20 protein-coding genes are annotated in these 19,062 nt (G+C 64.0%); 9 read left to right on the forward strand and 11 right to left on the reverse strand.

Going from position 1 to position 19,062, the window contains the following annotated elements:
* Positions 1 to 30: 30 nt before the first annotated feature.
* The gene (locus tag AB5Y93_RS01495; RefSeq protein ID WP_139737758.1) at positions 31 to 912 is read right to left on the reverse strand and encodes a LysR family transcriptional regulator; all 882 of its coding nucleotides are present in this window, start codon (positions 910 to 912) and stop codon (positions 31 to 33) included.
* A gap of 114 nt (positions 913 to 1,026) precedes the next feature.
* Here AB5Y93_RS01495 and AB5Y93_RS01500 point away from each other — a divergent pair, with 114 nt between their 5' ends.
* Positions 1,027 to 1,251, forward strand: a complete 225-nt coding sequence (locus tag AB5Y93_RS01500; protein WP_010673776.1) for a hypothetical protein — start codon at positions 1,027 to 1,029, stop codon at positions 1,249 to 1,251.
* Positions 1,248 to 1,919, forward strand: coding sequence for an HAD-IA family hydrolase (locus AB5Y93_RS01505; protein ID WP_368228690.1), 672 nt, complete (start codon positions 1,248 to 1,250; stop codon positions 1,917 to 1,919). The genes AB5Y93_RS01500 and AB5Y93_RS01505 overlap by 4 nt, the downstream gene beginning before the upstream one ends.
* A gap of 21 nt (positions 1,920 to 1,940) precedes the next feature.
* Here the strand turns inward: AB5Y93_RS01505 and AB5Y93_RS01510 are convergent, their stop codons facing one another.
* Both AB5Y93_RS01510 and AB5Y93_RS01515 read right to left on the reverse strand, forming a co-directional pair.
* The gene (locus AB5Y93_RS01510; RefSeq protein WP_368228691.1) at positions 1,941 to 3,401 is read right to left on the reverse strand and encodes a diguanylate cyclase; all 1,461 of its coding nucleotides are present in this window, start codon (positions 3,399 to 3,401) and stop codon (positions 1,941 to 1,943) included.
* Between the two features lie 107 nt (positions 3,402 to 3,508).
* Positions 3,509 to 4,111 (reverse strand): nitroreductase family protein, encoded by a 603-nt coding sequence (locus AB5Y93_RS01515; protein WP_368228692.1) that lies wholly within the window; start codon positions 4,109 to 4,111, stop codon positions 3,509 to 3,511.
* A 290-nt stretch (positions 4,112 to 4,401) separates the two neighbouring features.
* Between AB5Y93_RS01515 and AB5Y93_RS01520 the strand changes: the two genes are divergently transcribed.
* Positions 4,402 to 5,946, forward strand: coding sequence for a sensor domain-containing diguanylate cyclase (locus AB5Y93_RS01520; protein ID WP_124244809.1), 1,545 nt, complete (start codon positions 4,402 to 4,404; stop codon positions 5,944 to 5,946).
* A 241-nt stretch (positions 5,947 to 6,187) separates the two neighbouring features.
* The gene (locus AB5Y93_RS01525; RefSeq protein ID WP_039041096.1) at positions 6,188 to 6,661 is read left to right on the forward strand and encodes a YMGG-like glycine zipper-containing protein; all 474 of its coding nucleotides are present in this window, start codon (positions 6,188 to 6,190) and stop codon (positions 6,659 to 6,661) included.
* Positions 6,662 to 6,748: 87 nt separating this feature from the next.
* Here the strand turns inward: AB5Y93_RS01525 and AB5Y93_RS01530 are convergent, their stop codons facing one another.
* Positions 6,749 to 7,705, reverse strand: coding sequence for a D-2-hydroxyacid dehydrogenase (locus AB5Y93_RS01530; RefSeq protein WP_039041095.1), 957 nt, complete (start codon positions 7,703 to 7,705; stop codon positions 6,749 to 6,751).
* A gap of 116 nt (positions 7,706 to 7,821) precedes the next feature.
* Positions 7,822 to 8,592 (reverse strand): DUF3530 family protein, encoded by a 771-nt coding sequence (locus AB5Y93_RS01535; protein ID WP_048207118.1) that lies wholly within the window; start codon positions 8,590 to 8,592, stop codon positions 7,822 to 7,824.
* Between the two features lie 309 nt (positions 8,593 to 8,901).
* Between AB5Y93_RS01535 and AB5Y93_RS01540 the strand changes: the two genes are divergently transcribed.
* From AB5Y93_RS01540 to AB5Y93_RS01555, 4 genes are read left to right on the forward strand one after another with little or no spacing between them, the layout of a single operon-like run.
* Positions 8,902 to 9,942 carry an isopenicillin N synthase family oxygenase gene (locus AB5Y93_RS01540; protein ID WP_201968655.1) on the forward strand — a complete coding sequence of 347 codons (1,041 nt, stop codon included), beginning with the start codon at positions 8,902 to 8,904 and terminating at the stop codon, positions 9,940 to 9,942.
* 21 nt (positions 9,943 to 9,963) lie between these two features.
* Positions 9,964 to 10,776, forward strand: a complete 813-nt coding sequence (locus AB5Y93_RS01545) for a MetQ/NlpA family ABC transporter substrate-binding protein (RefSeq protein ID WP_010673785.1) — start codon at positions 9,964 to 9,966, stop codon at positions 10,774 to 10,776.
* Positions 10,773 to 11,567: a methionine ABC transporter ATP-binding protein gene (locus tag AB5Y93_RS01550; protein WP_368228693.1), complete on the forward strand. Its 795-nt coding sequence runs from the start codon at positions 10,773 to 10,775 to the stop codon at positions 11,565 to 11,567. Before AB5Y93_RS01545 ends, AB5Y93_RS01550 begins: the two co-directional genes overlap by 4 nt.
* Positions 11,552 to 12,223, forward strand: a complete 672-nt coding sequence (locus AB5Y93_RS01555) for a methionine ABC transporter permease (protein WP_202040263.1) — start codon at positions 11,552 to 11,554, stop codon at positions 12,221 to 12,223. The genes AB5Y93_RS01550 and AB5Y93_RS01555 overlap by 16 nt, the downstream gene beginning before the upstream one ends.
* A 94-nt stretch (positions 12,224 to 12,317) precedes the next feature.
* Here AB5Y93_RS01555 and efp read toward each other — a convergent pair whose 3' ends face one another.
* From efp to AB5Y93_RS01570, 3 genes are all read right to left on the reverse strand, one after another.
* The gene (gene efp / locus AB5Y93_RS01560; protein WP_010673788.1) at positions 12,318 to 12,884 is read right to left on the reverse strand and encodes an elongation factor P; all 567 of its coding nucleotides are present in this window, start codon (positions 12,882 to 12,884) and stop codon (positions 12,318 to 12,320) included.
* 45 nt (positions 12,885 to 12,929) lie between these two features.
* On the reverse strand, positions 12,930 to 14,126 hold the full coding sequence (gene earP / locus AB5Y93_RS01565; protein ID WP_368228694.1) for an elongation factor P maturation arginine rhamnosyltransferase EarP: 1,197 nt from the start codon (positions 14,124 to 14,126) through the stop codon (positions 12,930 to 12,932).
* A gap of 95 nt (positions 14,127 to 14,221) precedes the next feature.
* On the reverse strand, positions 14,222 to 15,265 hold the full coding sequence (locus AB5Y93_RS01570; RefSeq protein WP_368228695.1) for a GMP reductase: 1,044 nt from the start codon (positions 15,263 to 15,265) through the stop codon (positions 14,222 to 14,224).
* A 391-nt stretch (positions 15,266 to 15,656) separates the two neighbouring features.
* On the opposite strand from AB5Y93_RS01570, the gene AB5Y93_RS01575 reads away from it, so the two are divergent.
* Positions 15,657 to 16,136, forward strand: a complete 480-nt coding sequence (locus AB5Y93_RS01575) for an ATP-dependent zinc protease (protein WP_041201491.1) — start codon at positions 15,657 to 15,659, stop codon at positions 16,134 to 16,136.
* A gap of 67 nt (positions 16,137 to 16,203) precedes the next feature.
* On the opposite strand, the gene AB5Y93_RS01580 is transcribed toward AB5Y93_RS01575, so the two are convergent.
* From AB5Y93_RS01580 to AB5Y93_RS01590, 3 genes are all read right to left on the reverse strand, one after another.
* On the reverse strand, positions 16,204 to 17,643 hold the full coding sequence (locus tag AB5Y93_RS01580; protein ID WP_368228696.1) for an ATP-binding protein: 1,440 nt from the start codon (positions 17,641 to 17,643) through the stop codon (positions 16,204 to 16,206).
* Positions 17,640 to 18,332: a response regulator gene (locus tag AB5Y93_RS01585; protein WP_041215642.1), complete on the reverse strand. Its 693-nt coding sequence runs from the start codon at positions 18,330 to 18,332 to the stop codon at positions 17,640 to 17,642. The genes AB5Y93_RS01580 and AB5Y93_RS01585 overlap by 4 nt, the downstream gene beginning before the upstream one ends.
* Before the next feature lie 81 nt (positions 18,333 to 18,413).
* Positions 18,414 to 19,061 carry a tetratricopeptide repeat protein gene (locus AB5Y93_RS01590; RefSeq protein ID WP_368175935.1) on the reverse strand — a complete coding sequence of 216 codons (648 nt, stop codon included), beginning with the start codon at positions 19,059 to 19,061 and terminating at the stop codon, positions 18,414 to 18,416.
* Position 19,062 lies beyond the last annotated feature (1 nt).

The raw sequence follows: 19,062 nt of genomic DNA on the forward strand, positions 1-19,062 counted from the left end.
CCATCTCCTCCAGCAGGTATCTCATGCACCTCATGCGGGCTCGGGGTGCGTCTCTCTCACCATGGCGAGGAAGCGATCCCGGATGGGATCGGCAAATTCCGGGTTCCACACCAGGCTGATTTCCCATTCCGACCAGGGGCCGGAGAGAGGGTAGAGGGTCACCTCCTTGCCCGCGATGAACCCTACGCTGCGCGGCAGGATGGCGTTGCCGATACCGGCGGCCACCAGGGCGACCAGGGTCTGGATGTCTTCCGCCTCCTGGATGAGACCGGTCAGCCGGTTGGCGCCGAGAAAGCGGGCGATCTGCTGGCTGAGGCCCGGACAGCGATGGCCCACCATCTGCAGCAAGGGATCGCGGATCAGCGCCCGCTCCAGGTCGAAGTCCGGCCCTGCCACCTGGGTGGGGACGGCCAGCACCAGTCTGTCCGTCAGCAACCTGTGCTCCCTCAGCTGCGGCGCATCAGGCCGTCGCATGAAGCCCAGTTGCAGCCGACCCGCCAGCAAGTGCTCCTGCTGGATGGCGGAGGTGGTGTCCCGTAGGTGGACCAGCACGTCGGGGGCCTGCTGTTTGAAACGGGCCACCAGGGAGGGGGCCAGTGCGAAGCTGGAGAGCCCGAACCCGATGTTGAGGCGTCCGGCGGCACCGCTTGCCAGCGCCAGGGCATGCTGCTCGAATCCCTTGCCGTGATCCACCAGAGCCATGGCCTGGGGCAGCAACTGGAGGCCGATGGCGGTCAGCTCGGCCCCGTGGCGGCCCCGGTTGAACAGGGTGCTGCCGAGGGCCTGCTCCAGCCCCTGGATCTGCTTGGTCAGGGCCGGTTGCGTCACAAAAAGCCGGCTGGCCGCCTCCCGGTAGTTGGCACTCTCGGCCAGCATGACGAAGGCCTGCAATTGTCTCAGGTCGAATCTCATTCCATTTGGTTATCCAATGTGGCGATTTATTGATTATAAATTATCTAATCTCCTTGTTCTAATGGTCTCGAAACGGACCTGCTTGCCCGCTGTTCAGCCACAAGGAGTCATGTCATGTCGAGCGAACGCTATCTGTTTTTGATCAAGGGGAGCCTGGTGATGGCTCAGCCGCTGGCCGCACCGGAGACCGGGGAGCTGCTGACCAGTCTGTTGCAGCAGGGGTTCGTCGTCGCCCCCTTGCCGGTGTGGGCCAGCAATGCGGAGCAGGCGCTCGCCTGTTACGAGGCCGCTGCCCAGCGGCAGGTCTTCGCCGATGCGCTGGCGGGGAGAGCCCTGTGAGCGCGGTGCGCGTGAAGGCCGCGGCCCTGCTGCTGGACATGGACGGGACCCTGGTCCACTCCACCGGCGACGTGGAAGTCGTGTGGCGGCGCTGGTGTCAGCACCATGGGCTGGATCCCGCTCCCGTGCTCGCCATGTGTCACGGCGTGCGCTCACGGGAGGTGATAGGGGCCCTGGCTCCCCAGTTGGACATGGCGGTGGAGGTGGCCCTGCTCGACGATCTGGAGATGGCATACGCTGCGGCGCCGATACCCCTGGACGGTGCCCGGCGACGGCTCGAACAGCTGCCGTCGACGCGCTGGGCGCTGGTGACTTCCGCAAGCCGGAGAGTGGCAGAACACCGGCTGCTGCACGCCGGATTGCCGCTGCCCCGACTCCTGGTGTGCGCCGGAGATGTGGTACGGGGCAAGCCGGATCCCGAGCCTTATTTGCTGGCTGCCAGCCGGTTGGGACTGGCTCCGGCCGATTGCCTGGTGTTCGAGGATGCACCAGCGGGCATTGCCAGCGCCCTGCAGGCGGGTTGCCAGGTGGTGCAGATGGGGGGAACAAGGCGGTATGACGACAGGCTCAAGGGCTGGCTGCGGGACTGGCGCGGGATCGAGATCGAGGTGGCACCGGACGGGCTCCATCTTCATCTGCCCGCCCCGCTGCCGGCAGAGGCAGGATGATGACGACAAGGGGCACGCCATTCAGGCGCCGCAAGATTGCCCGATGCTGGGGGAAGCCTGCTCGGCCGAATAGCGTTCCACCCGGTTGCGGCCATTGTGCTTGGCTAGATAGAGCGCCTGATCGGCGCGAGAGAGCAGCTCGTCCAGATTGAAGGGGCCCTCTCTCTGGGAGGCGATACCGATGCTGACCGTGATGCAGACGGCGGGCTCGGCTCCCTTTTCTTCCCCTGGCTGCGCGACGATTTTTCGCAGCCGCTCGGCTACCGCCATGGCCTGCTCCTCGCTGAGGCCGGGCCAGATGGCCACGAACTCCTCTCCCCCCAGGCGACAAAAGAGATCTCCCGGTCGAAGCTGGTCGCGCACCCGGGCCGCGAAGCTGCTCAACTGGTTGTCACCCTCTTCGTGACCGTGACGATCATTGATGCGTTTGAAATGATCGATGTCCAGCATGCAGATCGCCACAGGGTAGCGCTGCACCGTGAGGTGCTGGAGCAGTTCATTGGCGGCCGACCAGAAGCCGGCCCGGTTCAGCGCGCCGGTCAGGTGATCGTGGTGGGCCAGGTGTTTCATCTCCCGCAGCAGGCTGTTGCGGGCCGCCATGATGCTGGCGGCGGTCAGGGGGGTGAGAGCGATCAACATGACCCCTATCCGGACGGAGAACATCCAGTACTGGGTCTGGACATCGTGATTGATGACGAGGTTGCCGTTTGAGAGGGCGATAAGGATCAGGGTGCTGTAACTCAGGGTCAGCAGGCTGGTGGCGAAGACGGAGTAGGTGACGGCGCACCAGAGCAGCGCCGGTACCGGGAAGGCGATGGATCCCGGCCCCTCGACGAGCAGGGTGAGCAGCAGGGAGGCCACCAGGCTCAGCAGCGGCATCAATCTGGCCCAGGAGAACTCGGTGCGGTAAAGGAGGGTGCGCCAGGGGGGCACGCTGTCATGGGGAGGCAGTGTCAGGAGCACCGGCAGTATGGTCATGTAGTTCACCAGCTCGCTGGCAAACCAGAAGCCCAGTCCGTAGAGCGGGGGGCCCAGAGACAGGATGGGATTGATGATGGCGCCGACCACGCCGGCGGCGAGGGAGGCGGCCAGGGTGTTTCGCAGCAGGAGCACGAGGGAGGTGGGGCGCCTGAGGAGCTTGTCGGCAGGCGCGAGCCGATGCATCAGCAGATACCCGACGCCGATGCCGGCCAGGTTGCCGCAGGTCAGCAGGATGGTTTTGAACAGGGGCTCGCCGGTGAAGAGGGCGGCGAGAAAAAAGCCCAGTATGCCGCCGGCCCAGCCCGCCGGTGTGGCCAGGCGTGGATAGCGCACCATGCAGCCGAGCAGGACCGCATTGGCAGGCCAGAAGGCCGCCAGCAGGTTGGGGGGGCGGGTGAAGATGCCGATCAGCGAGAACAGCAGTACCAGGGCGGCGACACACAACAGAGCGGACAAGGGCGTCAATGTGCATGAGGTACGTTGGCGTGCGATGTCCCCCATGGGGACCTCCTGACAAGAGAGCGTTTGTTCAGAGTATGGCTGGCACGTGACAAGGGTGAACGAGGGGGAGAGAAGAAAACGCCCCCTGGTGGAGGGGGCGTGAAGGCTTACTTGAAGACCCGGAAACGCACGTCGTCGTCGATGAAGGTCTTGTCGCCGGCAGGTTGCTCTATGCTGCCAAAAGGCATCTGGGCACGAAGCAGCCAGCTGACGGGCAGGTCCCACTCCTTGCGCACCGCATCGTCGATGAGCGGGTTGTAGTGTTGCAGGGAGGCGCCGATGCCCTCCTGGGCCAGGGTGGTCCAGACCGCGAACTGGGCGATCCCGGTGGCATGTTCGGACCAGATGGGGAAGTTGTCGGCATAGAGAGCGAATTTCTGCTGAAGATCCTCGATGACGGCGGTGTCTTCGAAGAAGAGCACGGTGCCAGCCCCGGCGCGGAAGCTGCCGTTGATCTTGGCTTCACTCTGGGGATAGGCCTCCGGCGGCACTATCTTCTTGAGCTCCGCCTTGACGATGTCCCACAGCTTGTGGTGCTGCTCGCCGAACAGGATGACGGCGCGGGAACTCTGGGAGTTGAACGAAGAGGGGCTGTGCTTGACGGCATCCTTGATGAGGGCGGTCAGCTGGGCCTCGGAGTGGGTCACCCGGTTGCCCAGGGCATAGATGGTACGACGTGCTTTGATCTGTTCGATAAACGGACTGCTCATAACATCTCCTTGGTTGATGAATCATCACCGCCAGCGTTGCCGACAAAGGTCATCTGGCTCCGATTTCTCGAGTCATCGACTATAGCACCTTGCGGGCAATAAACCGTCAACGACGAGTAATGACTGTTTCTACTTTTTATGGATATTCACATGACGGATGTGAATATGGCCGTGAGACACCTTGATATCTTTTTTATCATTAGCAGTGGATGTTAATGACTTCAATCAATATCTTTTGCAGATTTTTAATCTATAAAATTCATCCAATATGACATTTTATAGAGAGTGACATGACGGCGGCGCTGATCAAGGAACGCTATTACATACTGACTCCGCTGTCGTTTCTCCTGGGAGGGCTGGTGCTGATCGCCACCCTGTTGCTGGCGGCAGCCAGCTACCTGAGCAGCATCGACAAGACGGTGGCGGGTTACGGTCACATGCTGGCCGCCCTCGACGCCACCCTGCTCCAGGACATGGCGCAGGACAACCGCCGCCAGCTTGGCGTGCTGGAGGCGTCCCTGGACAAGCAGGCCATCGCTGCCGGGGCATCGGCCATCAATCCCATCTGGGCCATTGCCCATCAGTTCAAGTACGACGCCCACTTCCTCTATTTCTACAATGCGCGCACCCATCGGCTCGACGGCTATCCCGACTGGCAGCAACCAGAGGGCTACCGGGCACAGGCGCGGCCCTGGTACCAGACCCTGTCCGGCGAGGGCGATGATCTCGTCTGGTTCGGTCCCTACCCGGAGTTCGATTCGGCCCGGCAGGTACTGACTCTCATCAAGCGGGTCAAGGATGATGAGGGGCAACTGCTTGGGCTGCTGATGGTGGACATGTCGTTCAGCGCCTTGCAGGGGGCGTTGCACCGGGCGGTGGGTGAGGATCCGGTGGCCCTCTACATCACCGAGCGCAAGGGCGGCAAGCTGGTGGTGGGGCACAATTTGTCGCTGTTGCCGCCCCGCCTAGAGCGGGAGACGCAGGCGGCCGGCCTGGACGGGTTCTGGGCAGGTCGCCACCTGCAACACGCTCTGGAGGGGATGGAGTGGGATCTCAACGTCTATCTCCCCCCCTCCCATTTTCATGAAAACCTGCAAGACACCCTGCTGATGGTGGTGCTGCCCGCCCTGGCATTGCTCTGCATCTGGCTGTGCAGCCTGTGGTTTCTGGTGCGGATCTTTCGCCAGGAGCAGGCGCTGGTGCAGGGCTCGCTCAGCGGCCTCATCCGGGATGAGGCGAGAAAGGAGATCCAGCGGCGTCAGCGAACCTGGTTCGTGCACGGCAGCCTGGGAGAGATAGAACAGGTGCGAAACAGCCTGCTGCAAGGGCAGGATGCCCTGCTCCACGACCCTCTCACCGGCATCCTGAACCGGCGAGCCTTCGATCAGCAGCGGGCCGGACTGGAGCAGGCGGGGACACCCTACTGGCTGGTGCTGTTCGATGTGGACAACTTCAAGCGCGTCAACGACAGCTGGGGACACGGTGTGGGGGATGCGGTGCTGTTTCGGGTAGCCACCATCATGGCGAGAACCCTGGGGGATGAGCAGGTCTACCGCATCGGGGGCGATGAATTTGCGGCCTTGCTGCCCTGGGAGCAGGCGGAGGTGGAATGTCGCCTGACCCACCTGCTCGGTCGGGTGAAGGCCCTGAAATGGCGGGAGTTCGCCGACGCCATCACCCTGAGCGCCGGCGGCGCGCGCTATCCGGATGATGCCCTGACGCTGCTCGAGCGGGCGGATGCCTGCCTTTACGAGAGCAAGCACCAGGGGCGGGATTGCTGGCATCTGGCGGCGTCGTCGCCCGTTGACGGGGAGGTTGTGACAGTATCTGTCTGACGGTGATCGCTGCAAAAAAGGGCCTTTGGGCCGGGAAAAGGGTCATGACGGGGATGATTTCTCGTGTGACCTTTTTTTTTGATGTGGTTTCAGGTGGTTAGCCTGCTTTCTTGCATCGTGTCGCGAACCGGAGACAGGGAGGGCTGGCCGTGAGGTGCCCCTTGCGGCAGTGGCGCAGGTGAGGGGGCTTTGTATAGTGCAGGGAAAAATAATCAATCATCAGGTTTGACAGGAGTACCCCATGAAAATGAAACCGTTTGGCATGAGCGCACTGGCGCTGCTGGGGGCGTTGCTGTTGGGCACAGGACAGGTGCAGGCATCCGAGACCCTCAATACCATTCTCGGCGGCGGAGCCGGCGGGGTGGCGGGCACCATGATCGGCAAGGAGCTGGGTGGCGACACCGGCGCCCTGGTGGGGGCCGCCCTGGGGGGCGCGGCCGGTGGTGCGGCCACGGCCAATAGGGGCAACAAGAACGAAGCTGCGCTCGGCGGCGCCGTCGGTGCCCTGGGCGGGGCTGCCATCGGCAAGAGCGTCGGTGGCAGCACGGGCCAGCTGATCGGCGCCGGTATCGGTGGTGCCGGTGGCTCCGCCATCGGAGCCAGGACCGGGGATGGTCACGAGAGCCGCGGCGATCGCTATTACGATGACAGGCGCTATCACAAGCACCACAAGAAACACAAAAAGCACCGCAAGCACAGATGGCATGACGACTGATGCCGCGGCAAGCTGACCGACAAAAAGGGGCCTTTGGCCCCTTTTTTTGATCCCGCTGCCGGCCCGTGAGGGGCGGCGAGCGGCCTCTTACACCAGCCGGTGCTGGCGCCTGCCAAGGGAGAAGGCGTTGATGTTGTCGATGAGCTGATCCGCGAGGCGCTGCATCGACTCTTCGCTGGCCCAGGCCACGTGGGGAGTCAGGATGAAATTGGGGTAACGCAGGGCCTGCATCAGGGGGTGATCCGGAGGCGGCGGCTCGACACTCGCCACATCGAAACCGGCGCCGCCCAGACGGCCGTTGCCGAGGGCTTCGAGCAGCGCCTGCTCGTCCACCAGGCCGCCACGGCCCACGTTGATGAGCAGGGCGCCCGGTTTCATCAGGGCCAGCTCCCGCTCCCCGATGAGATGGCGGGTGTAGGGGGTGAGCGGGCAGTGCAGGCTGATCACATCCGAACTTTGCAGCAGGGCATCCAGGGGCAGCCTGTCGTCATCCCCCGGGGAGCCGACCTGGCTCTGGGCATAGTAAACCTCCATCCCGATGGCGCTGGCCCGCTGTCCCAGTGCCTGTCCCAGGGTTCCCTTGCCGATGATCCCGAGGCGCTTGCCATGCAGATCCGTGATGGGGTGGTCGAAGAAGCAGAACTGGCCGCTTTGTTGCCAGCGCCCCTCCAGCAGGGACTGGCGCCAGGCGAACAGGTTGCGCGACAGGGCGAGCATCAGGGCCATGGCGTGCTCGGGGACGGAAGGGCCCGAGTAGTTGCGGATATTGCACACGGCGACATTGGCGGCGCGGCACGCCTCCAGATCCAGGTTGTCGCTGCCGGTGGCGGCCAGGGCGATCAGGCGCAGTTCGGGCAGCTGGGCCAGTTCATCGGCCCCGATGCGCACCTTGTTGATGATGGCGATGCTGGCGCACTTGAGCCGCTCCACCACCTGATCCGGTGCCGTGGTCGGGTAGCTTTGCCAGTGATGGGGAAAATCGGGGCGGCGCAGATTGATGCCGGTGTCCAGGGTGTCGCTGTCGAGAAACACGATTTGCTGCATGAAGCCTCCTGCCATTGATGAGGCCATCATGCCAAAGATGGGGGCGGGATGACCAGTCCGCTGGCCTGGGGGGCAACTTTGGTTTGGCCCAATCCTTTTGATACTCAGTGATTGGGTCAGATCCAGCCGAGGTGGGTCAGCCAGCCCTGGATGCGCCCCGGCGTCTCCTCCAGATCCATCAGGGCATAGGGGCGGTAGTTGAGCTTGTGGCTGCGGCGGCTCTCGCTTCTGCGGGCTTCGGCCGCCAGCAGGGGCCAGCGTCCTCCCTCCTCCTGATAGAGATCCAGGGTAGGGATGCTGCCCTGGGCTATCTGCTTGGCGAGGGTCTGGTTGCTCAGCTGGTTGGGGAAGAAGCCGTCGAGCAGCACCAGGGCATCGGGGGCGGGCAACTGTTCGCTGGCGATGAGGTTGGCGGCCCAGGCGGCGCTGGTACCCTGGGCCAGCAGCAGCTTGAAGCCCCCCTCCTGCAGCTTGGCATCCCCCAGCTTGCTGATGCGGGAGGCAAACTGCTTGCGAAAATCGTCGATGACCTGCTGTTTCTTCTCGGCGGCGGGGTCGAGCTCGGTCTGCTGCGGCGAGGGGAGCAGCAGCAGGGTATCGAAACCGAGGCGCCCCAGCTCCCGGGTCAGTTGCCACAGCTGGCCGCTGCGCTGCCAGTCGGGCAGCAGGATGACCAGACCCACGTAGTTGTCGCTGTCGTGCTTGGCAAACAGTACCTGTTGTTTGTCCACCCTGGTGCTGTCGGGTATTCCCTGCCAGTCGCTGTTCTGCCAGTAGTCGGGGGGAACCAGGGGGGCTGGATCCGGGGCGGCGCCTGACGGTGCCTGCCCGGCGCCGTGGGCGGCAAAAGCAAGCAGGGTCAGCAGCAGATAGGGGCGAAATGTCATGGGGGATCCTCCAGCACTCCCTCATAGCGGCCTCGCCGGGGGTTTCTTTAGGGCAAGGGGGCACATCGGCATCGGCGGTGGCGAAGAGGGTCTGACCGGCGGGCCGGACACGGGGCCGGGATTGTTCCAAATGGCAAAGCATTCCCGGTTTTGATTGTTCCATCCCGTGACCCATACATGGTTCAGTAAGGGCAGACAGACAAGGGGCCGGGGCATGTCGCCACTGGCCGCAGGCGGAGAATTTTCCCCCCTGTCTCGTCAGAACGAGAGGTTCACCCTCACTTTCCATCGACAGGGAGCGTTATCGCCATGAGCACCTTGGTTCACTTGCCCATCCTCGACCTGAGGCAGCTGGATGCCTCGCCCGACGCCCGGGCCGATTTTCTGGCATCGTTGCGCGATGCCGCGAGAGAGACGGGATTTTTCTACCTGACCGGCCACGGCATCGATCCCGAGCTGCAACAGGAGGTACAGCAGCTATCGCGGGCCTTCTTTGCGCTGCCTCTGGCGGCCAAGCAGCAGGTCGCCATGATCCACTCTCCCCATTTTCGTGGCTACAACCGACCGGGGGCGGAGCTGACCCGGGGTCAACCCGACTGGCGAGAGCAGTTTGATATCGGTGCCGAGCGCCCTGCCTTGCCGCGCGCGGCGGGCGATCCGCCCTGGTGGCGGTTGCAGGGGCCGAATCAGTGGCCGGAGGCGCTGCCGACACTGCAACCCGTGCTGACGCGCTGGCGTGGGCAGATGACCCGCATGTCCCGTACCCTGCTCGGGGCTTTTGCCGAGGCGCTCGCACTGTCGCCAGATGCCTTCGATGCCCTGCACGGAGAGCGTCCCAACGAACATATCAAGCTGATCCGCTATCCCGGTGAGCGGGGCGCCACCCAGGGGGTCGGTCCCCACAAGGATTCGGGCTTCCTGAGCTTCCTGCTGCAGGATGACCAGCCCGGCCTGCAGGTGGAGGTGGCGCCGGATAACTGGATCGACGCGCTCCCGCTCCCCGGCACCTTCGTGGTCAACATCGGTGAGCTGCTGGAGCTCGCCAGCAACGGCTACCTGCGGGCGACCGTGCACCGGGTGGTGCCGTCGGCGCCGGGGCAGGAGCGTCTCTCCATCGCCTTCTTCCTGGGGGCCCAGCTCGACGCCGTGGTGCCCGTCTATCCGCTGCCCGAGGCTCTGGCCCGTGAAGCCAGGGGGCCTGCCACCGACCCGCACAATCCGCTGCTGCGGGAGGTGGGCTGGAACTACCTCAAGGGGCGGCTGCGTTCTCACCCTGATGTGGCATTGCGCCACCATGCCGATCTGTTGCCGGCGCCCCGGGCGCTGGCGGTCGGCGAAACCACCCATTGATTACATGGCAAGGAGCACAAGATGAACAAGCACGGACTGTTTTCCCTGAGCGGCCTGGTATTGGCCCTCGGACTCTCTCTCTCCGCCCAGGCAGCCCAGGCGCTGCGGGTTGCCGCGGATCCACTGCCCCATGCGGACATCCTCGGCGAGGTGAAACGCCAGGACCCTTCGCTGGATCTGCAGGTGATCGAGCTCAGCGGCGGCATCAATGCCAATGCCCTGCTGGTGGCGGGTGATGTGGATGCCAACTACTTCCAGCACGTACCTTACCTGCGGGATCAGGAGAAGGCGCTCGGCACCGAGCTGGTGGTGGCCGCGACCGTACACGTGGAGCCTCTTGGCATCTATTCGAAGAAGTTCAAGCACCTGAGGGAGGTACCGGAAAAGGCGGTGATCGCCCTGCCCAACAATGTCACCAACCTGAGCCGGGCCCTCTATCTGTTGCAGCACGAGGGGCTCATCACCCTCAAGGCCGGCCATGAAGATCCGGCGCGGGATCTGGCGACGGTGCACGACATCGCCACCAACCCCAAGGCGCTCAAGATCCTGGAGATCGAGGCGCCGCAGCTGCCGCGCTCCCTCGATGACGTGGATCTGGCGGTGATCAATGGTAACTATGCCCTGGAGGCGGGGCTGGAGCCTGCTCGCGATGCCCTGGGGCTGGAGAGCGCCCAGAACAATCCCTACGCCAACATCCTGGTGACCACCCCGGCGCTCAAGGATGATCCGCGGATCCGCCAGTTGGCGCGGGATCTGGAGTCCAGGGCGATCGCCGACTTCATTCGCAAGAGCTACAAGGGGTCGGTGATCCCGGTGGCCGGGCGGCAGTCATGATCGTGCTGGAGGGGCTCGGCAAGCAGTACCCGGGGCACGGGCAACCCGCTCTGGAGGGAGTGTCGCTCGAGATTCCGGATGGGGCCATCTACGGCATTCTCGGGCGCAGCGGCGCGGGCAAGAGCACGCTCATTCGTTGCCTCAATCTGCTGGAGCGGCCAAGCCGGGGCCGCATCCTGTTCGATGGCCGCGACATCACGGCCCTGGAGGGGGCGGCCTTGCGCCGCCACCGTCAGGGGACCGGCATGATTTTCCAGCACTTCAATCTGCTGCACGCCCGCAGCGTAGAGGAGAACGTGGCAGTCCCGCTGGAAATCGCCGGAGTGGCGCGCCGGGAGCGGGTTGCCCGGGTCAGCGAGCTGCTGGAACTGGTGGGGCTTGGCGAGCAGCGTCGCGCCTTTCCCTCCCAGTTGTCGGGGGGGCAGAAGCAACGAGTGGGCATCGCCCGCGCCCTGGCCGCCAATCCGCGCCACTTGCTCTGTGACGAGGCGACCAGTGCCCTGGATCCGGAGACCACGGAGTCGGTGCTGGCGCTGCTTGCCGACATCAACCGCCGCCTCGGGATCACCATAGTGCTCATCACCCACGAGCTGGAGGTGGTCAGGGCCATCTGCGATCACGCGGCATTGCTTGAACGGGGTCAGCTGGTGGAAAGCGGCGCTCTGGGCACCCTGCTGGCCAACCCCGACTCCCGCGTGCGGCAGGCCCTGTTGCCGGATCCCGAGATCCTGCGGCGTTTCATGGCGCGTCACGGAGTCACAGAGGAGGTGCGTTTATGCAGAGTCGCCTGAGTGCCGATGCCTTGCTCGAACTGATCTATCAGGGGTCGCTCGAAACGCTCTACATGGTGGGAGTGGCAGCCGTGTTCACCCTGTTGCTGGGGCTGCCGACCGGGGTGCTGCTGGTGGTGACCCGTCCCGGGGGCGTGCTGCCCTTGCCCCGTCTCAACATGGTGCTGGGGATCGGTATCAACATCGGGCGGTCGCTCCCCTTCGTGGTGCTCCTGATCGCCCTGATCCCCCTGACCCGGCTGGTGGTCGGCACCTCACTGGGCAGCACCGCCGCCATCGTTCCCATTACCCTGGGGGCCTTCCCCTTCTTTGCCCGGGTGGTGGAGAGCGCCCTCGATGAGGTGGACAAGGGGCGCGTCGAAGCCGTGCTCGCCATGGGGGGCAGCGGCTGGCACGTGGTCGTCAAGGCGCTGCTGCCCGAGGCCTTGCCGGCGCTGCTGGCCGGACTCACCCTGACGGTGGTGATGCTCATTGGCTTCTCCTCCATGGCGGGGGTGGTCGGTGGCGGCGGGCTCGGGGATCTGGCGATCCGCTACGGCTACCAGCGCTTTGACGACAAGGTGATGGCAGGGACCGTGGTCATGTTGCTGCTGCTGGTGCAACTGGTACAGGGGGTGGGGGACAGGCTGGTGCGGGCACTGGCCCATCGCCGCTAGGGGCACGTCTTCTCATCAGGCTGGCCGTGAGGTGCCAGCCAATAAAAAAGCGAGCCTTGGCTCGCTTTTTTTGCAATCACATCAAGGGGTCAACTTAGTTGACGCGACGCTTGAATTCACCGGTACGGGTGTCGATTTCGATCTTGTCACCGATCTCCACGAAGGCGGCAACGGCCAGCTCGTAGGAGGTGCCCTTCAGGCGGGCAGGCTTGGTCACTTTACCGGAGGTGTCGCCACGGGCGGCCGGCTCGGTGTACTCGACTTCACGCACGATGGTGGTCGGCAGTTCTACGGAGATGGCTTTCTCGTTGTAGAAAGTCACTTCGCAGAGGTCTTCCATGCCGTCTACCAGGTAGTTCAGGGCATCACCCAGGTTGTCTTTCTCGACGTCGTACTGGTTGTACTCGGTGTCCATGAAGACATACAGCGGGTCGGAGTAGTAGGAGTAGGTGCACTCTTTACGCTCCAGCTGAACGACTTCCAGCTTGTCGTCGGCCTTGAAGACGGTCTCGGTGGCGCTGCCGTTCAGCAGACCCTTCAGCTTCATCTTGACCACGGCGGAGTTACGGCCGGATTTGTTGAATTCAGCCTTCTGGACCACCATCGGCTCGGTGCCGATCATGACTACGTTACCAGCGCGGATTTCCTGTGCGGTTTTCATGTAAAAAATTCCTGTTCGTGAAACGGACGGATAAAAACTGCCAGATTATATACGGCTTTCTAAAAATTTCACCAACCTCGTGACGAGATCCCCGTCCGCCAGCAGCCTCTGTGGCCAGGTGCGCCCATGTTGCTGCCATATGGCCGCGTATTGCGGCCATTGTGCCCAGAGTTCACCGGTGTGTTCCCCCCGGTTGAGGGCATGGTTGAAGCGGCGCAGCCACTGACCGGCCGGCGCTGGCAAGGGGGAGAGGTAGTGGTCGAGAAAACCGTCCAGCTTGACCATGTGGGCATCCTCTTCCTGCTGGTAGATATGCCAGAGGAAGGGGCGCCCCGCCCATTGGGCCCGCACGAAGGAGTCCTCCCCGCGCACCAGGTTGAGATCGCAGCTCCACAGCAGGCGATCGTAACCCCTCTGATCGGTCATCGGCAGCAGCTTGATGGTGAGGTTGCCCGCCTGGAGCAGATCTCCGGCCCGGGCACCGGGAATGGCCTCTGCCAGCCCTGCGCCGATGAGCACGTCGTCGAGGGAGCGCCCCAGCGGCAGCAGCAGGGTGACGGGGGTGACGCTCTGGCGCCAGCCCTCGACCAGGCTCCTGAGCGCCTCGCTCTCGTAGGTAAAGAGGCTGACCCGCAGCTCGTCTTCTCGTTGGGGTGGCAAGCCGAGGCTGGCCCAGTAGGCGGCCAGTCCCGCTTCATCCTGTTGCCAGCGCTCGCGCTCGACGATGAGGCCGTGCTCGCACAAGAGGCCGCCCGTTTTCTGCGTGAAACCCGGGAAGAAGAAGTACTTGTCGAGGCGCCGGCTGCCGACCTGCTGGGGCGAGGCGAGGCCATGGCAATCCTCGACCCAGCTCTCGGCCGAGAGGTATTCGAGGTTGATCCAGCAGGGGGGCGTGGTCTGCTCGGCCATGCGTTCGATAAAGGGGGCGGGCAGCTCGCAGGCAAACGCCTCGATGACCACCCTGGCCGGGGTCATGTCGGCGGGGAGGCGCTCGTGCCAGTGCTGGACATAGATGCCATCGACCCACTGACCGTCCTGTGCGGGGTCGAGCGCCGGGCAGATGCGGGCGAAGCTAACCAGATCGTCCACCCAGAGCCGCACCTGCACCTCACTCTTCTGCGCCGGGAGCGCGCCTTCCTGTTTGAGCTGGCGGGCGAGTCGCCAGGTGACGCCGATGTCACCGAAGTTGTCGACGACGCAGCAGAAGATGTCCCAGTCGAAGGGGGGGAGAGGGCTTGTCATGGCGCGGGATCCCAGATGCAAAAAAACCGGTGCGCAGGGTAGCACACCGGTTGGTCGGCTTCTAACCGTCAGCGCGTGACGGGGTCTGTGGCAGGTTACTCCTTGCCGTAGACGTTGTTCTCCTGCTCGCGCACCCGGATGAAGGTGGTGCGTTTGGTGAGCTCTTTCAACTGGCTGGCCCCCACATAGGTGCAGGTGGATCGCACCCCGCCCAGGATGTCGCGCACCGTGTTCTCCACCGGGCCGCGGTAGGGCAGCAGCACGGTTTTGCCTTCGGAGGCGCGATACTCGGCGACGCCGCCGGCGTGCTTGTCCATGGCGCTGGCCGAGCTCATGCCGTAGAACTTCATGAAGGGCTCGCCATCGACCTCGACGATTTCACCGCCGCACTCTTCGTGAGCGGCCAGCATGCCCCCCAGCATCACGAAGTCGGCGCCGCCGCCAAATGCCTTGGCCACATCCCCCGGGCAGGTGCAGCCGCCGTCACCGACGATCTGGCCACCCAGGCCGTGTGCCGCATCGGCACACTCGATGATGGCGGAGAGCTGCGGGTAGCCGACCCCGGTCTTGACCCGGGTGGTGCAGACCGAACCCGGGCCTATGCCCACTTTGACGATGTCGGCGCCGGAGAGGATGAGCTCCTCCACCATCTCGCCGGTCACCACGTTGCCCGCCAGGATGACGTGGTTCGGGCAGGCCTCGCGGATCTTGCGCAAAAACTCGACGAAGTGCTGGGAGTAGCCATTGGCCACGTCCACGCAGATGAAGCGCAGGGCGCTGGACATCGCGAGGATCTGGCGGGTCTTGGTGAAGTCCTCCTCCGAGGTGCCGGTGGAGACCATTACGTTGCCCAGCAGGGCCGGGTCGGTCTCATTGACGAAGGTTTGCCACTGCGCAAGGCTGTAGTGCTTGTGCACCGCCGTCATCATCTCGAAGCTGGCCAGGGTACGCGCCATGGCGAAGCTGCCGACGGTATCCATGTTGGCGGCGATGACGGGCACGCCCTGCCATCGGGTCTGGGTGTGCTTGAAGGTGAACTGGCGGGTCAGGCTGACTTGGGAACGGCTCTTGAGAGTAGAGCGCTTGGGGCGAAACAGGACATCCTTGAAACCGAGCTTCAAGTCTTCTTCGATACGCATTGCGAATTCCTTATTGAGCCTTGTGTGAGAGGTCACTTTGCAGTGGCAACTTTTCGGCAGGCGCAAAAAAACCGGTGGTTTTCAGGCCCTCCGGTTTACAGCAGTGTAGGCAAAAATCCCGTCAGAACAAGACTGATAATTCACGCACCGCTGTGGTAGCCTTTGGCGTCACAACCTGAGGATGGCCGCCAGCGTCATCCAGCACCCTGTTTTCCCCTAGTTTTCCTGCTGCATTCCCCACTCACGCGCCGTGCCCGGCATGGATTGTCGCCTGTTGGCACCGCGTCCAGAGCCAGCTCCCCTGCGCGCCAGAATCCGGTTGACCCGGTAGTTGGCTGTGATACATCTGGGCGCAAGACTGACAAGGCGAGAGAGCATGATGGGCAAGAGAATGGTGGCGGCGGCCATGATGTGGGCGCTGTGCGGCAGTGCGATGGCGGCCCAGACCAGCTATGGCTGGATCGAGAAGGGGGTGCTGATGCCCTACGGGGTGGCGGTCAAGATGAAGCTCGATACCGGTGCCCTCACTTCGTCGCTGGATGCCCGCGACCTGAAGCATTTCAAGAAGGATGGCAAGCCCTGGGTGCGCTTCAACCTGGTGCTGACCGATGCCAATACCGACAAGGTGGTGCGCCGGAGCGTGGAGCGACCGGTGGAGCGCAGCGTGACGGTGCGCGGGGCGGGCGGCATGGAGCAGCGCCCGACGGTGACCATGTCCGTCTGCGTCGGGGACCAGGTCTACAAGGAGTGGTTCACCCTGCGGGATCGCAGCAAGATGATCTACCCGGTGCTCCTGGGGCGCCGTCTGCTGGCGGAGCTGGGACCGGTGGATTCAAGCCGGACCTTCACGGTACAGCCCACCTGCGACTAGGGTGGTGCAGCCATGAAAAACGGGGGCCAGGCCCCCGTTTTTCATGGCGTGCGCAAAGGCTGACCCGTCATGCCTGGCGCGAGGCGGGCAGCAGCACGCTCACTTCGAGCCCCCCTTCAGGCCGATTGTGGATGTCGAGATCCGCTCCGTGAAGCTGGGCGATGCGCGAAACGATGGCCATGCCAAGGCCCACGCCATCCCCCTGCTGGGGATTGACCCGGAAGAAGCGCTCGCACAACCGGGAGAGGGCGGCGGTGGGGATGCCGGGGCCGTTGTCCCGCACATCCACCCGGATCCGGTTGCCCACCTGGCTCACCACCACGGCGACCTCGCCGCCCACCTGGGTGTAGCGCAGCGCATTGTCGATGAGGTTGCCGAACATCAGCTCCAGCAACATCGCCTGTCCCATAACCTGCACCTGTTCGGCGCCCTCCAGGGACAGCTGCTGATCCTTTTTCAGGGCGATGGGGGCCAGGGTCGCCAGGGTGCCCTGCAACAAGGGGGACAAGGGAAGGGCGGTGAGGGCCGGGCTCTGCTGGTTGTCGATGCGGGCCTGGGTCAGCAACTGGCGGATAAGCCGGTCGCTGCGATCGAGGGCCAAGAGCATCTTGCGCAGGGCCTGCTCCCGGCTCTGATCATCCTCGGCCGTCATGGCGTTCTCGCTGTGGATGCGCAGCACCGCGAGGGGCGTGCGCAGCTCGTGGGCGGCCTCGTTGGTGAACTGTTTCTCCCGATCCAGGGTGTCAGCGAGGGCGTGCATCAGCCGGTTGATCTCCCCCACCAGCGGCGTCAGCTCCTCGGCCTTGATGGCGAGATTGAGGGGGCTCAGGTTGGCGGGATGACGCTCGCCGATGGCTTGCGCCAGCTGGTGCAGCGGTGACAGTCCCCGGGTGATCAGCCACCACAGCAGACCGAGCAGGAAGGGCAGGGTGATGAAGAGGGGCAGCATGGTGAGGGTGGCCATCTTGCTGGCCAGCTCGCTGCGTTCGTCATCCCGCTCCGCCACGATGAGCCAGGTCTGTTCACCTTCGTTGTAGAGGGTAAAGGTGCGCCACTCGTGGTGATCCTTGGTCTCGCTGTTGAAGCCCCGCTCCAGGGTGGTCAACGGTTGGGCCGGGGCATTGGGCGAGCGCAGCAGCACGGCGCCCTGCTCGCTCAGCAACTGGAAGTAGAGGTTGTGTTCGAATTCATGGCCATAGGGGGTGAACTCGTTGTCCTGGCCGAACTGGAAGAAGCCGCCCTTCTCGATGTGGGGCGTCTCGGGGACGGCCTGCACCCACTCCTGGTACACGGTGCCGTTGCGCGGCAGCTCGCCGCTCTGCTTGAGATAGCGGCTGAGCAACTGGTTGGTGATGCGGGCGGACTGGGCGAGACGGGCATCAAACAGCTCTTCCATCTCGTGGTTGGCCTGCAGGTAGCCGATAAGGCCGCTGATGGCGAGGCTGAGGCTGACCAGGGCTAGGATGCCGGAGAGCAGGAAGCGGCGGATGGAACGGACACGGCTCATGGGGCGGAGGCTCCTCTTGCGCCCTGGACGTCGAGCTGGGGCACGATGTAACCGACGCCGCGAATGTTGCGGATGAGCTCGGGGAAGAATTTCTTGCGCAGGTGGTGAATGTGCACCTCCACCGCGTTGCTCTCTGCCCCCTCGTCCCAGCCGTAGAGGCTCTGTTGCAGTTGATCCCGGCTCAATACCCGGCCGCTCTGGGTGATGAGCTCCTGCAACAGTTTGTACTCGTGGGGGGTGAGCTTGACCGGCTCGCCCCGATAGGTGACCTGTTGTGACGCGGGGAAGAGCTGCAGCTCCCCGTACTCCAGCACCGCCTGGGCCTGCCCCTTGCTGCGCCGCACCAGGGCGCGCAGCCGGGCGTTGAGCTCCTGCAGGGCGAAGGGTTTGACCATGTAGTCGTCGGAGCCTGCATCCAGCCCCAGTACCCGGTCGTCCAGGGCATCACGGGCGGTCAGGATGAGCACAGGCAGGGTCTGCCCCTCCCGGCGCAACTTGCGCAGCAGGCTGATGCCGTCGATGTCCGGCAGGTTGAGATCCAGGACAAGGGCGGCAAACTCCTCGCTCTTGAGCGCCGAGAGGGCCGGCATCCCCTGCTGGAGCCAGTCCACCGTGTAGCCGCTGCTGCGCAGGGCATCCACCATGCCGTCTCCCAGCATCACATCATCTTCCACCAACAGGATCCGCATTGTTCTCTCCCTCAAACGACACTGCCCACCAGTATGCAAGCTGGTGGGCAGAGTTGAAATAGCACACTGTGCTGCTTGTGTTTACAGCTTGGCGAGACGCTCGCGAATTTCCATTCTGCGGCCCTCGTCCGCCACCTCGCGGCCAGGGCGCGCCGGGGCGGCCAGGGCCTTGTCCAGATAGACTTTCGCCTGTGCCTTGTCACCCTGATCCAGCAGGAAGTCGCCGTAGAAGAAGTTGGGGTCGATGCCGGTGGGATTGATGGCCAGCGCCTGCTTGAGCAGCTTCTCCGCCTTCTCGTCGTCTCCAAAGCCCACCGGCCAGCCCGGCACCTGGTAGTAGAGGGAGCCCAGGCTGGTGTAGGCCGAGCCTTCCAGCGCCTTGGGATCCTGCTTGATGGCGATCTCGAGCTTGGCCTTGGCCTCCTTCACCAGGCCAAGGGCGCCGAGGCCGCCCTTGGCCCCCGCCCAGGTGCTCTTGACGATGGCGGACCAGATCAGCAGATCGGTGCGAAATGCCTCCTTGGCGCTCGCCTCATCGGCCTTGGCACTCAGGCTCTCCAGGCAGCTCTCCTTGGCTTTTCCGGTCTGCTGGTACTGGCAGTGGGCCCATTCCTGCTGAATGGTGGGCAGGGCATCGGCGGCCTGTGCCAGACCGCTTGCCAGCAGGCCTCCCAGGACGAGCAACAGGGGGCCGTGACCAAATCGGGGACGGAAAGTGGTGTGCTTCATC

Source organism: Aeromonas sp. R10-1 (assembly GCF_040908465.1).
GTDB classification, from domain to species: domain Bacteria; phylum Pseudomonadota; class Gammaproteobacteria; order Enterobacterales; family Aeromonadaceae; genus Aeromonas; species Aeromonas caviae.